Origin of the sequence: Curvibacter sp. CHRR-16 (assembly GCF_018474005.1) — a bacterium.
Classification (GTDB): Bacteria; Pseudomonadota; Gammaproteobacteria; order Burkholderiales; family Burkholderiaceae_C; genus Allorhodoferax.
Genome location: NZ_JAHCSH010000004.1, coordinates 271,543 through 285,105, shown reverse-complemented (window position 1 = coordinate 285,105; position 13,563 = coordinate 271,543). Strand labels below are relative to the sequence as shown.

The following is a 13,563-nucleotide window of genomic DNA, read 5'->3' as shown; positions in this document are numbered from 1 at the left end:
GCCGCCAGTCGGGTTCGTTTGGCAGCCAATCCACAGCAAGCACTATGCTGGGACACGCCGGGCTTGATGGCTGGAGTAGACGAAGCGGGGCGCGGCCCACTGGTTGGGCCGGTAATGGCCGCCGCAGTGATCTTGGACGATCAAAACCCCATTGTGGGTTTGGCCGATTCCAAAAAACTCACCTCCGCCAAACGCGAACGCTTGTATGACGAGATTCGTGCCAAAGCGCTGTGCTGCTCGGTGGCTATGGCCACGGTAGAAGAAATAGACCAGCTCAACATCTTGCACGCCACTATGCTGGCCATGCGCAGGGCCGTGGAAGGCCTGCGCCTTAAGCCCACCCGGGTTTTGGTCGATGGCAATCGCCTTCCCACGCTCGATGTGTTGGCCGAAGCCATCGTCAAAGGTGATGCCTTGGTGCCCGCTATTTCGGCGGCATCCATTTTGGCCAAAGTGACGCGAGACCGCTGGTGCCAAGAGTTGGAGTTGCAATATCCTGGCTATGGTTTTGCCGAGCACAAAGGCTACGGTACCGCAGCCCACATGGATGCTTTGCAGCGCTTGGGCCCTTGTCCAGAGCACCGGCGCAGTTTTGCCCCGGTAACCGCCGCTTATGCCCAAATGCATGTTGCGCCAACCACCACTACAGCATGACACAAGCCACTTTCATCCAATCGCGGGACAACCCATTGCTCAAAGAGCTGCGCAAACTCGCACAAGACAATACGGCTTATCGGCATACGGGGCGCGTGTGGGTAGAGGGCGACCATTTGTGTTCTGCCGCCCTAGCGCGTGGTGTGCAGCCAGCGGTGGCGGTGTATTCGGAGTCGTTTTGGCCGCTAGCGCCCGCCCAGTGGGCTGAGCGTGCTATCAAAACTGTAGTAATTCCTGATGTGCTGTTTCGCGACATCAGCGGCTTGGAGTCTCCTGCCAAGGTCGGTTTTGTGTTGCAACTGCCTGCTGAGCACAGCGTGCAAGCCGGTGTGGCCACGGTTGTGCTGGACCGCGTGCAAGATGCGGGCAATGTTGGTTCCATTCTGCGCAGCGCAGCAGCCTTTGGTTTTGTTCAAGTGCTGGCGCTCAAGGGGACTGCTGCCCTGTGGGGTGGCAAAGTGGTGCGCGCTGGCATGGGGGCGCACTTTGGCCTGCATTTGGTCGAGGGTGTTGATGCCAGCGCGGTGGCTGCTTTGCAAGTGCCGCTGGTAGTGACCAGTTCGCACCAAGGCGTGTCGCTGCCTGACCTGCAACTGCCCCATCCCTGCGCATGGGTAATGGGCCACGAAGGGCAGGGCGTTAGCGATAGCTTGATGGCGCAAGCCCGTTATTTCGCCAGCATTCCCCAACCCGGGGGTGAAGAGTCGCTCAATGTGGCGGCTGCCGCAGCGATTTGCTTGTACGCGAGCAGTTTGGCGCGCTAATGGTGCTGCTGGAAGCGCTGCTTTTTGGCGCTTCAATGCGCCGTTTGCATATGGTTGCTATGCAAGCCGCGCTATAATGAGAGGCTTTTCTGAAAGCAGTTCCACCCCGCCGCATCAAGTCCCATTTCCTCCTAGAGCAGCATCCGCCAAGAGAGCATCTTGAGCGCGAAGGGGTATCCCTCAACCCATTCGGAGAAAACTGTGCTTTTGTCGCTCAAGGGAAATCACCCAACCGCCATTCTGGCGCTCGCTGACGGCACGGTCTATGTTGGCAATTCCATCGGAGCAGCAGGCTCCACCGTGGGTGAAGTGGTGTTCAACACCTCTATCACCGGCTATCAGGAAATCCTGACCGATCCCAGCTACTGCCAGCAGATCGTCACCCTCACTTACCCCCATATCGGCAACTACGGCGTTAACCCGGAAGACGTGGAGTCTCGCCGCGTTTTTGCCGCCGGTCTCATCATCCGTGACCTGCCGCTGGTGGCCTCCAACTTCCGCAGCACGCAAACCCTGAGCGAGTATTTGGTGGCACAGCACTGCGTGGCGATTGCGAACATCGACACCCGTGCACTGACACGCCACCTGCGCACCCATGGTGCACAAAATGGCTGCATCATGACCTTGTCTGCTGGCGCCAGTGTGACCAGTGCGGACGTGGACAAAGCCGTGGCCGCCGCCAAGGCTGCTCCCAGCATGGCGGGCCAAGACCTGGCCAAGGTCGTGTCGCGCACAGAGCGCGCCAGCTGGACGCAAACCGAGTGGAAACTGGGCAGTGGCTATGGCGAGCAAGCGTCGCCCCGCTTCCATGTGGTGGCGTACGACTTTGGCGTCAAGCACAATATTCTGCGCATGCTGGCTGAGCGCGGCTGCAAGGTCACCGTGGTGCCTGCACAAACCCCTGCGCAGGACGTGTTGGCCCTCAACCCCAACGGGGTATTCCTCTCCAACGGCCCTGGCGATCCAGAGCCTTGCGATTACGCCATTGCCGCAACGCGCGAATTCTTGGCCAAAGACATCCCCACTTTCGGTATCTGCTTGGGCCACCAAATCATGGCGCTGGCCAGTGGTGCCAAGACCTTCAAGATGAAGTTTGGCCACCACGGTGCCAACCACCCTGTGAAAGATCTGCAAACCGGGCAAGTGGCCATCACCAGCCAAAACCACGGTTTTGCAGTGGACGAGAAAACCTTGCCTGCCAATGTGCGCCCCACACACGTCAGCTTGTTTGACGGCACGCTGCAAGGCATCGAGTTGACCGATAAACCAGCCTTCAGCTTCCAAGGCCACCCCGAAGCGTCTCCAGGCCCGCAGGACATCGGTTATCTGTTCGACCGTTTTGTGAAACTGATGGAAGCGCGCGCATGAGTAGCTGGTACGGCGTCACCGACATCGTCACCTACTTGGTAGGGGCTATAGGCATCATTTTGTTGCCGGGGCCTAACTCCTTGTATGTGCTGTCGGTCGCCACGGGGCGCGGTGTGCGCCCGGGTTACCAGGCCGCATGCGGCGTTTTTTTGGGCGACTCCATCTTGCTAGCCTTGGTGGGGCTAGGTGCTGCCGGGCTGTTGCACACCCATGAACTGCTGTTCATGGTGGTCAAGTACGCTGGCGCTGCCTATCTGGGCTGGGTAGGCTTGCAGTTGCTGCGCGGTGCATGGGCCAAGTGGCGTGCGCCGCGAGCCATGCAGGTGGATGAACAGGCGCCTGTGCTGGCTCCTCAAATGCAGCAACCCTTTCGCCGTGCGCTCCTCATCAGTTTGCTCAATCCCAAGGCGATTTTGTTTTTGCTGTCGTTCTTTGTGCAGTTCATTGATCCCACTTACGAGCAGCCTTGGGTTCCGTTTTTGATTCTGGCTGGCATCGTCATGGTGCTGAGCTTTCTCTATCTGTCCGCCCTGATTCTGGCCGGTGCCCGTTTGGCACAAGGCTTTGGGCGACGCCAACGCCTGTCTGCTGCGCTGTCTGCAGCGGTGGGTGGTTTGTTTTTGTGGTTCGGGGCCAAGCTGGCCACGGCCAGTTTGCATTGAATAAGCTTTATCCGCGAGAGTAGTTATGCCAAAACGTACCGACATACAAAGCATCCTCATCATCGGCGCAGGCCCCATCATCATTGGCCAAGCTTGCGAGTTCGACTACTCCGGCGTGCAAGCCTGCAAGGCCTTGCGCGAAGAGGGCTACAAAGTCATCCTGATCAACAGCAACCCTGCCACGATCATGACCGACCCTGCCACAGCCGATGTGACCTACATCGAGCCCATCACTTGGCAGACCGTCGAAAAAATCATCGCCAAAGAGCGCCCCGATGCCATCTTGCCCACCATGGGCGGGCAGACCGCGCTCAACTGCGCGCTGGACTTGTGGAACAACGGCGTGCTGGACAAATACACGGGTGCAACCACCGGCAAGCCCGTCGAGTTGATCGGTGCCAAGCCCGATGTGATCGACAAGGCTGAAGACCGTCAGAAGTTCAAAGAAGCCATGACCAAAATTGGTCTGGGTTCCGCTCGTTCAGGCATCGCCCACAGCATGGACGAAGCCTGGGCAGTGCAAAAGAGCGTGGGCTTTCCCACCGTCATCCGCCCCAGCTTCACCTTGGGTGGCACGGGTGGTGGTATCGCCTACAACGCGGAAGAATTCGAGACCATCTGCAAGCGCGGTTTGGAAGCATCGCCCACCAATGAGCTGCTGATCGAAGAGTCGCTCGTAGGCTGGAAAGAGTACGAGATGGAAGTGGTGCGCGACAAGGCGGACAACTGCATCATCGTCTGCTCCATCGAGAACTTGGATCCCATGGGCGTGCACACTGGCGACTCCATCACCGTGGCCCCCGCCCAGACGCTGACCGACAAGGAATACCAAATCATGCGCAACGCCTCCTTGGCGGTGCTGCGTGAAATCGGTGTGGATACGGGTGGCTCCAACGTGCAGTTCTCCATCAACCCCGCTGATGGCCGCATGATCGTGATTGAGATGAACCCACGCGTGAGCCGTTCCTCTGCGCTGGCCTCCAAGGCAACGGGCTTCCCGATCGCCAAGGTGGCAGCCAAGCTGGCGGTGGGTTACACATTGGACGAGCTGCGCAACGACATCACTGGCGGTGCAACACCCGCATCCTTCGAGCCCTCCATCGACTACGTGGTCACCAAGATTCCACGCTTTGCGTTCGAGAAATTCCCCACCGCCGACAGCCGCCTCACGACTCAGATGAAGTCGGTGGGTGAAGTCATGGCCATGGGCCGCACCTTCCAAGAATCTTTCCAGAAAGCCTTGCGCGGTTTGGAAGTGGGTGTGGATGGCATGAACGAAAAAACCCAAGACCGCGAGGTGCTGGAAAAAGAGCTGGGTGAGCCCGGCCCTGAGCGCATCTGGTACGTGGGCGATGCCTTTGCCCAAGGCATGAGCGTGGACGAAGTGCACGCGCTGACCAAGATCGACAAATGGTTCTTGGTGCAGATCGAGCAGATCGTCAAGCTGGAACTCGAAATCGAGCGCTTGCCCCAGCCTGCCAGCGGTTCCACCTTGGACAAAATTGACGCCGCCACCCTGCGTGCACTCAAGCAAAAGGGTTTCTCAGACCGCCGTTTGGCCCGTCAGTTCAAGACCTCCGACAAGGCTGTGCGCGAGAAGCGCCGCGCTTTGGGCGTGCGCCCTGTGTACAAGCGCGTCGATACCTGCGCTGCTGAGTTCGCGACCAACACCGCCTACATGTACTCGACCTACGAGACCGATGGTGCGGAGTGCGAAGCCGCACCGACGGACAAGAAAAAAATCATGGTGTTGGGCGGTGGCCCCAACCGCATTGGCCAGGGCATTGAGTTCGACTACTGCTGTGTGCATGCGGCGTTGGCGATGCGCGAAGACGGCTACGAGACCATCATGGTCAACTGCAACCCCGAGACTGTGTCTACCGACTACGACACCAGCGATCGTCTGTACTTCGAGCCGCTGACGCTCGAAGACGTGCTTGAAATCGTGGACAAAGAAAAACCCGTGGGCGTTATCGTCCAGTACGGTGGCCAGACGCCGCTCAAACTCGCACTGGGTTTGGAAGCCGAAGGCGTGCCAATCATCGGCACAACGCCCGACATGATTGACGCGGCCGAAGACCGTGAGCGTTTCCAAAAGCTGTTGCATGACCTGGGTCTGCGCCAGCCGCCCAATGCGACAGCCCGTACCGAATCCGAAGCACTGGAAAAAGCCGCTGCCTTGGGTTACCCCTTGGTGGTGCGCCCCAGCTATGTGCTCGGTGGCCGCGCTATGGAAATCGTGCACGAGCAGCGTGATTTGGAGCGCTACATGCGCGAAGCCGTCAAGGTGAGCAACGACAGCCCCGTGTTGTTGGATCGCTTCTTGAACGACGCCATCGAATGCGATGTGGACTGCATCCGCGACAAAAACGGCGCCACCCTGATTGGCGGCGTGATGGAGCACATCGAACAAGCAGGCGTGCACTCTGGTGACTCGGCTTGTTCCTTGCCCCCCTTTAGCTTGCGCGCAGACACCGTGGCCGAGCTCAAACGCCAGTCTGCCGCCATGGCAGGGGCATTGAGCGTGGTGGGCTTGATGAATGTGCAGTTCGCTATTCAGCAAATCGATGGCAAAGACATCATTTACGTGCTGGAAGTCAATCCCCGCGCCAGCCGCACAGTGCCCTATGTGTCCAAGGCCACAGGCATCCCATTGGCCAAGGTGGCTGCACGCTGCATGGCAGGGCAGACATTGGTCGAGCAGGGCGTGACCAAGGAAGTCACTCCGCCTTACTACAGTGTCAAAGAGGCGGTCTTCCCTTTCGTCAAATTCCCCGGAGTGGACACTATCCTCGGCCCCGAGATGAAGTCCACGGGCGAAGTCATGGGGGTGGGCAAGACCTTCGGCGAAGCTTTTGTGAAGTCGCAACTGGGTGCTGGCACCAAGTTGCCCCGCTCCGGCAAGGCCTTCTTGACCGTCAAGAACAGCGACAAGCCCCGTGCAGTGGAAGTGGCACGTGGTCTGGTCAAACAAGGCTTTGAGGTGCTGGCTACTAAGGGAACGGCTGCTGCCATCCAAGCTGCAGGCGTGCCATGCCAAGTGGTCAACAAGGTGACCGAAGGCCGCCCCCACATTGTGGACATGATCAAGAACGAGGAAATCGCACTGGTCATCAACACCGTGGAAGAGCGCCGCAACGCGATTGCCGATTCGCGCGCCATTCGCACCTCGGCTTTGCAAGCCCGTGTGACGACCTTTACTACCATCGCCGGTGCAGAAGCTGCGGTGGAGGGTATGCAGTACTTGGACAAATTGGATGTGATCTCGGTGCAAGAGATGCATGCACAGCTTGTCAGCGTTTGATTCCCATCAATACTGCGTCAATAGGGGCCATGTGGCCCCTTATTTTTTCACAAGGCTGTCACATTAAATTTATCCAAATGCACGATGATTTACAGCGTATCCTTTGGGTTTTGTAATGTTTGCTACCTTCTGTTGTGCGCATGATTTCGTCAGCATCGTTATTTGACAGCGCCTTACTGCCGGAGGCCATACCTGACTATGCAGAAATGGCCCACAGTCTTCCTTCAATCGAGGGTTTGTTTTTTGCTTTGCGCATACAAGTTGGCTCAGATGCCGGCCAAATACAGTGGGCTTGCGGAGAGTTTTTGAGCCACTATGGATTGCAAGCGGATGCGCTAGGCTGCAGTGCCAGGGCATGGTGGGCTGTATTTGATCCAGAGGACGCTCGCGTGCTGAAACAACAAATGGTGCGCGGAAACACTATCAGCTGCATGCCTCTTCGCGCCATAGACGGTAAGTCATGGCGAGTCGATATGGCGTTGACAAAAAACGGTGTCTGGCACGGATGTTTGCTACCGAACATCACGGCATTCAATTGCGCCACAGAAGGGGCGCTGACCAGTGCATACCAGCAGCAAACAACCTTGCTGCAAGCGGTGCTAGAAAGTTCATCGGATGTAGTGGTATTCGCTGTGGATCGGGATTATCGGTTGATGGCCTTTAACCACCAGTTCCAACTTACACAGCAGCTGTTATGGGGGCAATCAGCTATTGCTTTGGGTACCTCCATGCTAGATGTCGTGCAAGATGCGAGTGAGCGTGAAGACTTTTGCCAAAAAATCCAACGCGTGTTGATGGGCGAGTCCTTGGTTGTTGAGGATGAATACGGTCATGCACAGCATACGCGTGAGTATCGACGTGGTTTTTGGTCCCCCGTCTGCGATACCCAAGGCTGTGTGATTGGGGTGACCATTTTTTCCCTCAACATCAGTGACAGACGCTTGGCGGAGCTAGAACTCCAGCAGCGTGAGCAGGAGTTGCGCACATTGATGGACAACACTGGCGATGTGATCGTTCGCTATGACAAGAGTCTGCGTTGTGTGTTTGCCAACAAAGTGTTGCACAGCGAGATGCGGGATAGTCAGCTGCCTTTATTGGGGGCTACGCCAACCGATCGGTACGGTTCTACACCCCATGCTTTCGAATTGGAAGAGCAATTAAAGCGGGTATTTAGCACCCGAGAGTCTGTCCAGTTTGAATGGAAGCGACCTGCTCATAATGGGCAAACAGTCTACTTTTTGGTTCACATCAGTCCGGAATTCAATGACGCGGGTGTTTTGGAGACGGCACTTTTGGTCGCGCGCGATATTAGCGAGTTGCAGGCATCGCGTGAACGCATTCACCAAATGGCTTTCTACGATGGTTTGACAGGACTGCCCAATCGCGCTTTGTTGCATGAGCGCTTGAACTACATGGTGCAGAGCCGCGTCCATGACGATCGTTTGGCTGCCGTGCTCATGGTCGATATGGATCAGTTCAAGGCGATTAATGACACCATGGGGCACGCGGCAGGTGATGCACTGCTCAAGCAGGCAGCGCATCGTCTGGTGCAGTGTGTAGGAGAGCATGCCACGGTGGCACGGTTGGGTGGAGATGAGTTCATTTTGCTTATCCCTGAGGTGTCTTGCCCACTGGAGTTGAATAATGTGGGATACGGCATATTGCAGCAGTTCCGCAATTGTTTTGTGCTCGATGGCAAACAGGTCTACGTCAATTGCAGCATCGGTATTGCGCAATTTCCCATCGACAGCCGTGACCCCGGTGTATTGCTGCAATACGCAGATTCGGCCATGTATGCAGCCAAACGCGCGGGGCGCAATTCCATGCGCTTTTACTCACGCGAAATGACCGCCCAAGCCCAAGAGCGCTTGGCCATGGAAATGGATTTGCGCAACGCGTTGCTGCGCAAAGAGATGGAGGTTCATTACCAACCCAAAGTCGCTTTGGCTGGCGATAGGCTGGTCGGTTCCGAAGCCTTGCTGCGCTGGCACCACCCCGTGCACGGGATGGTTTCCCCAACCCAGTTCATCAGTTTGGCCGAAGAGTTGGGGCTGATCCATGAGTTGGGGGAATGGGTGCTGCGGCAAGCTTGCACGATGGCGGTGCGCTTGAACCTGCGTCCGGGCTATCCCAAGCACAAAATTGCTATTAATTTGTCACCACGCCAATTCCAGCAGCAAGGTCTTGAGCTGCGCATTGCCTCCATCCTGGAGGAAACCCAATGCGTTGCGCAATGGATAGAGTTGGAGATCACCGAAGGCTTGTTGCTGGCCGACGATGAAGTGGTTTTGCAAACCCTGCTGGCGCTGCGCAAAATGGGGTTCACCATTGCGATTGACGATTTTGGGACGGGTTACTCTTCTTTGAGTTATCTGGCCCGCTTCCCCATTGACACCCTGAAAATTGATCGCAGTTTTATCCAAACTCTGATGCATTCCCAAGAACATGCCGAACTGGTCAAGGCAATCCTTCTCATGGCCAATGCGCTGAACAAAGACGTTGTGGCTGAAGGCGTGGAAACGGCAGAGCAAGCAGCCTTTTTGCGTGAGCACGGTTGTGAAATGGCCCAAGGCTACTTCTACAGCAAGCCTTTACCAGCCGAACAGTGCGCTGCTTTGCCGGTGCAATTGCCCCCTCGGTGTGGATGCTGAGGGCATAATCGCGTCCATTTTCGATTCAACACCTATGTCTACTTTTCCCATTACCAAACGGGGTGCAGAGTTACTCAAAGCTGAACTGCACCAGCTCAAAACCGTGGAGCGCCCCGCCGTTATCCAAGCGATTGCAGAGGCCCGTGCGCAAGGCGATCTGAGTGAAAACGCAGACTACGATGCCGCCAAAGATCGCCAAGCCTTTGTCGAAGGCCGTATTCAAGAAATTGAGGGCAAACTGTCGGTTGCGCAAGTGATTGACCCCAGTAGCTTGCACGCCGATGGTCGCGTGGTGTTTGGTGCCACAGTCGAACTCGAAGATGACGAAACGGGTGAGCGCGTCAAATACCAAATCGTGGGCGAAGACGAGGCTGATCTCAAGTTGGGCCTTATCAACATCAGCTCGCCCATTGCCCGTGCCTTGATTGGCAAAGAAGAGGGCGATACTGCGGTGGTGCATGCACCCGGTGGTGAGCGCACCTACGAAATCGTGGCGGTGCATTACGTCTAAGGAATCTTGATGCAGCGGCTCACTCCTTGGTTCGCAGCGGCATGGTTCTTCAGTTTGGCCACAGTAGCTGGGATGGTGCCGCTGCTGTTTCGCCATGCGCCCAGTCCGGCGATTGCAGGCAATCTGGCTGCCCATCTTTTTAGCGGGGAAACGGCAGTGGCTGCTGTCTGTGCAGTGGCGCTCTTGCTGCTTATTCAGGCCAATAAGGCTGCAGAGCTCATGGACAAAGCTGGGCTTGCTACACTTTTGATAGTGACTGGCTTGCTAGCCAATTTGCTGGTTGAGTTGGCGGTAGCGCCGCGTATCGTGGCCCGTGACAACCTTGCGCTATGGCATGGCGTGGGGTCGGGTCTGTATGTGTTGCACGCCCTGTGTGCTTTGGGCGTGTGGTGCTTGTGTCTTCGCCAGCGCAGCAGCGCGTAACTTGTACACGCGCACCGCACTGTGTGTGTCTATCAATAGACGGGCTTAGTCGCCTTGGTTGCGTTTTTTCGCGCTCACGGGGCCACGGGTTTTCGCGCGTTTGACCTTGCCCCCGGCGGTTAGGCGTTGGTTGCCCAGTACGCGCAGCATTTTCACCTCGGGGCGTTGTCCGGCTTTGCCAAATTTCAGCACCTTCACATCGCGTGGGCCAGCCTTGCGGTCTTCGTCGGCTGACTTTTCTTTGACTGGGAGCGGACGCCAAAACACCAGCAGTTTGCCAATGTGTTGAATGGGGGCTGCATTGAGCGCTTCTGCCAGTGTGGCAAATAGTTGTTCGCGTTCGCTGCGATCATCGGAAAACACACGTACCTTGATCAGGCCGTGGGCATTGAGTGCCGCATCGATTTCTTTTTGTACACCGGGGGTCAGGCCGTCGCTACCAATCATGACAACGGGGTCAAGGTGGTGGGCGGCAGAGCGGTGTTCTTTGCGTTGTGCGGGGGTAAGTTGTATTGCAGGCATGGCGGTATTATCGGCGCAATGAAAAAGAGCAGCAAAGTAAACCGTGCCTGGATACATGACCATCTCAACGATCCGTGGGTCAAACTGGCCAATAAAGAGGGCTACCGAGCCCGCGCCGCCTACAAACTCAAAGAAATAGACGAGACACTGCACCTCATACAACCCGGCCATGTGGTGGTGGATTTGGGCTGTGCGCCCGGTGCCTGGAGCCAGTATGTGCGGCGTCGTTTGTCGCCCAGTGGGGCGGCAGTGGGCGATCTCAATGGCGCCATCATCGGCTTGGACTTGCTTCCTATGGAGCCTATTGAAGGGGTTGCTTTTATTCAGGGCGACTTTCGGGAAGATGCCACGCTAAGCGCTTTGCAAACCGCCTTGGCAGGCCGTCAACCCGATGTGGTGGTGTCGGATATGGCCCCCAACTTGTCAGGGATCGCTTCAGCCGATGCCGCACGGGTGGAGTATTTGATCGAATTGGCCATCGATTTTGCACAAAATCATATGAAGCCCGAAGGGGCCTTGGTCGCCAAAGTGTTCCATGGCAGCAGCTACAACAGCCTGGTGCAGCGCTTCAAGGATGCTTTTGTGACGGTCAAAACCATCAAGCCCAAAGCATCGCGCGATCGCTCGGCTGAAACGTTTTTGGTAGGCCTGCGCCTTAAGCGCTGACCGAAGGCCTCATTTTTTCTGGGCGTTACGACTTGGCGCAAGCCCCTGAGGGCTTGAAAAGCCTACAATGGCCCACAGATACGCATGGCACTTTTGTGCGCAGATAGGAGCGTCGCTTGAACAACAATCAATGGTTTTCAAAAGTAGCAGTTTGGGTGGTGGTAGCTTTGGTGCTATTTACCGTGTTCAAGCAATTCGAGAGCCGCAGCTCATCAGCCGGTTCTGTCGCGTATTCCGACTTCTTGGAGTCAGTGCGCAGCAAGCAGATCAAAAGCGCGATCATCCAAGAGGGTTCCAGTGGCATTGAAATCACTGCCACCACCAACGATGACCGCAAAATCCACGCCAATGTGCCGCTGCTCGATCGCGGTCTGGTCGGTGATCTCATCAACAACGGCGTCAAGTTCGACGTCAAGCCCCGTGAAGAAGGCTCCCTCCTCATGACCTTGCTGGTCAGCTGGGGGCCTATGCTCTTGCTGGTGGGGGTGTGGATTTATTTCATGCGCCAAATGCAAGGCGGTGGCAAAGGCGGTGCCTTTAGCTTTGGTAAGAGCAAAGCGCGTCTGCTCGATGAAAACACCAACAACGTCACTTTTGCCGACGTCGCAGGCTGTGACGAAGCCAAAGAAGAAGTCAAAGAAGTGGTGGACTTCCTCAAAGACCCCAGCAAGTTCCAAAAACTCGGTGGCCGTATTCCCCGGGGTTTGCTGCTGGTGGGCCCTCCAGGAACCGGTAAAACCCTGCTGGCCAAGTCCATTGCTGGCGAAGCCAAGGTGCCGTTCTTCAGTATTTCCGGTTCTGACTTCGTGGAAATGTTCGTTGGCGTGGGTGCCAGCCGCGTGCGCGACATGTTCGAGAACGCCAAGAAAAACGCCCCTTGCATCATCTTCATCGATGAAATCGATGCCGTAGGCCGCCAGCGCGGTGCCGGTTTGGGTGGTGGCAACGACGAACGCGAGCAAACCCTCAACCAAATGCTGGTGGAGATGGATGGTTTTGAAACCAACCTCGGCGTCATCGTCGTGGCGGCGACCAACCGCCCTGACATTTTGGATGCCGCTTTGCTGCGTCCCGGTCGTTTTGATCGCCAAGTGTATGTAACCCTGCCCGATATCCGTGGTCGTGAACAAATCCTCAATGTGCACATGCGCAAAGTGCCTGTCGGTCAAGATGTCAGCGCCAACATCATCGCCCGGGGTACGCCCGGCATGAGCGGTGCCGATCTGGCCAACCTGTGCAACGAAGCCGCTTTGATGGCTGCCCGCCGCAACGCCCGTGTGGTGGAGATGCAGGACTTTGAGAAGGCCAAAGACAAAATCTTCATGGGACCCGAGCGCAAGAGCATGGTCATGCCCGAGGAAGAGCGCCGCAACACGGCCTATCACGAAGCAGGCCACGCACTGATTGGCAAACTCTTGCCCAAGTGCGATCCGGTGCACAAAGTGACCATCATCCCCCGTGGCCGTGCTTTGGGCGTGACCATGAGCCTGCCCGAGAAAGACCGCTTTAGCTACGACAGCGAATACATGCTCAACCAAATCAGCATGCTGTTTGGTGGCCGTATCGCCGAAGAAGTGTTCATGAAGCAAATGACCACCGGGGCTTCCAACGACTTTGAGCGTGCCACCAACTTGGCCCGTGACATGGTCATGAAGTACGGCATGAGCGAAGCCTTGGGCCCCATGGTCTACGCGGAAAACGAAGGCGAAGTGTTCTTGGGCCGCAGTGTCACCAAGACCACCAACATCAGCGAGCAGACCATGCAAAAGGTTGATGCTGAAGTGCGCCGCATCATCGACGAGCAGTACGCCTTGGCGCGCCGCTTGATTGAAGAGCACAGCGACAAAATGCATGCCATGGCCAAGGCATTGCTCGATTGGGAAACCATCGACAGCGATCAGTTGGACGCCATCATGGAAGGCCGTGAACCACAACCACCCAAAGACTTTGTGCCGCGCACCCCGTCTTCTGGTGGTGGAAGCGGTGGTGCACCAGCGGTGAACAGCGAAACAGCCCACGCTTAAGTCAGCCCGCCTGC

11 protein-coding genes are annotated in these 13,563 nt (G+C 56.8%); 10 read left to right on the top strand and 1 reads right to left on the bottom strand.

Annotated features, from left to right (window positions below; all coding sequences use genetic code 11):
- The first annotated feature begins 18 nt into the window (after nt 1-18).
- The 8 genes from rnhB (at nt 19) to KIK84_RS10930 (ending at nt 10,337) form a co-directional block, all read left to right on the top strand.
- Nucleotides 19-654, top strand: a complete 636-nt coding sequence (gene rnhB / locus KIK84_RS10965) for a ribonuclease HII (RefSeq protein WP_284150490.1) — start codon at nt 19-21, stop codon at nt 652-654.
- A complete protein-coding gene (locus KIK84_RS10960) occupies nt 651-1,418 on the top strand; it encodes a TrmH family RNA methyltransferase (RefSeq protein WP_214123132.1) in 768 nt (255 codons plus the stop codon). The genes rnhB and KIK84_RS10960 overlap by 4 nt, the downstream gene beginning before the upstream one ends.
- A 201-nt stretch (nt 1,419-1,619) precedes the next feature.
- Entirely contained in the window at nt 1,620-2,786 is a 1,167-nt protein-coding gene (gene carA, locus KIK84_RS10955; RefSeq protein WP_214123131.1) for a glutamine-hydrolyzing carbamoyl-phosphate synthase small subunit, read from the top strand.
- Nucleotides 2,783-3,448 carry a leucine efflux protein LeuE gene (leuE, locus tag KIK84_RS10950; protein ID WP_214123130.1) on the top strand — a complete coding sequence of 222 codons (666 nt, stop codon included), beginning with the start codon at nt 2,783-2,785 and terminating at the stop codon, nt 3,446-3,448. The genes carA and leuE overlap by 4 nt, the downstream gene beginning before the upstream one ends.
- Before the next feature lie 25 nt (nt 3,449-3,473).
- Nucleotides 3,474-6,752, top strand: coding sequence for a carbamoyl-phosphate synthase large subunit (gene carB / locus KIK84_RS10945; protein WP_214123129.1), 3,279 nt, complete (start codon nt 3,474-3,476; stop codon nt 6,750-6,752).
- Nucleotides 6,753-7,225: 473 nt separating this feature from the next.
- Nucleotides 7,226-9,403, top strand: coding sequence for a putative bifunctional diguanylate cyclase/phosphodiesterase (locus tag KIK84_RS10940; RefSeq protein WP_214123128.1), 2,178 nt, complete (start codon nt 7,226-7,228; stop codon nt 9,401-9,403).
- Between the two features lie 34 nt (nt 9,404-9,437).
- On the top strand, nt 9,438-9,914 hold the full coding sequence (greA, locus tag KIK84_RS10935; RefSeq protein ID WP_214123127.1) for a transcription elongation factor GreA: 477 nt from the start codon (nt 9,438-9,440) through the stop codon (nt 9,912-9,914).
- 9 nt (nt 9,915-9,923) lie between these two features.
- On the top strand, nt 9,924-10,337 hold the full coding sequence (locus KIK84_RS10930; protein WP_214123126.1) for a DUF4149 domain-containing protein: 414 nt from the start codon (nt 9,924-9,926) through the stop codon (nt 10,335-10,337).
- Nucleotides 10,338-10,382: 45 nt separating this feature from the next.
- Here the strand turns inward: KIK84_RS10930 and KIK84_RS10925 are convergent, their stop codons facing one another.
- On the bottom strand, nt 10,383-10,859 hold the full coding sequence (locus KIK84_RS10925) for a YhbY family RNA-binding protein (RefSeq protein ID WP_214123125.1): 477 nt from the start codon (nt 10,857-10,859) through the stop codon (nt 10,383-10,385).
- Between the two features lie 18 nt (nt 10,860-10,877).
- Here KIK84_RS10925 and KIK84_RS10920 point away from each other — a divergent pair, with 18 nt between their 5' ends.
- Both KIK84_RS10920 and ftsH read left to right on the top strand, forming a co-directional pair.
- Nucleotides 10,878-11,525: an RlmE family RNA methyltransferase gene (locus tag KIK84_RS10920; RefSeq protein WP_214123124.1), complete on the top strand. Its 648-nt coding sequence runs from the start codon at nt 10,878-10,880 to the stop codon at nt 11,523-11,525.
- A 116-nt stretch (nt 11,526-11,641) separates the two neighbouring features.
- Nucleotides 11,642-13,549, top strand: coding sequence for an ATP-dependent zinc metalloprotease FtsH (gene ftsH, locus KIK84_RS10915; RefSeq protein WP_214123123.1), 1,908 nt, complete (start codon nt 11,642-11,644; stop codon nt 13,547-13,549).
- Nucleotides 13,550-13,563: the final 14 nt, after the last annotated feature.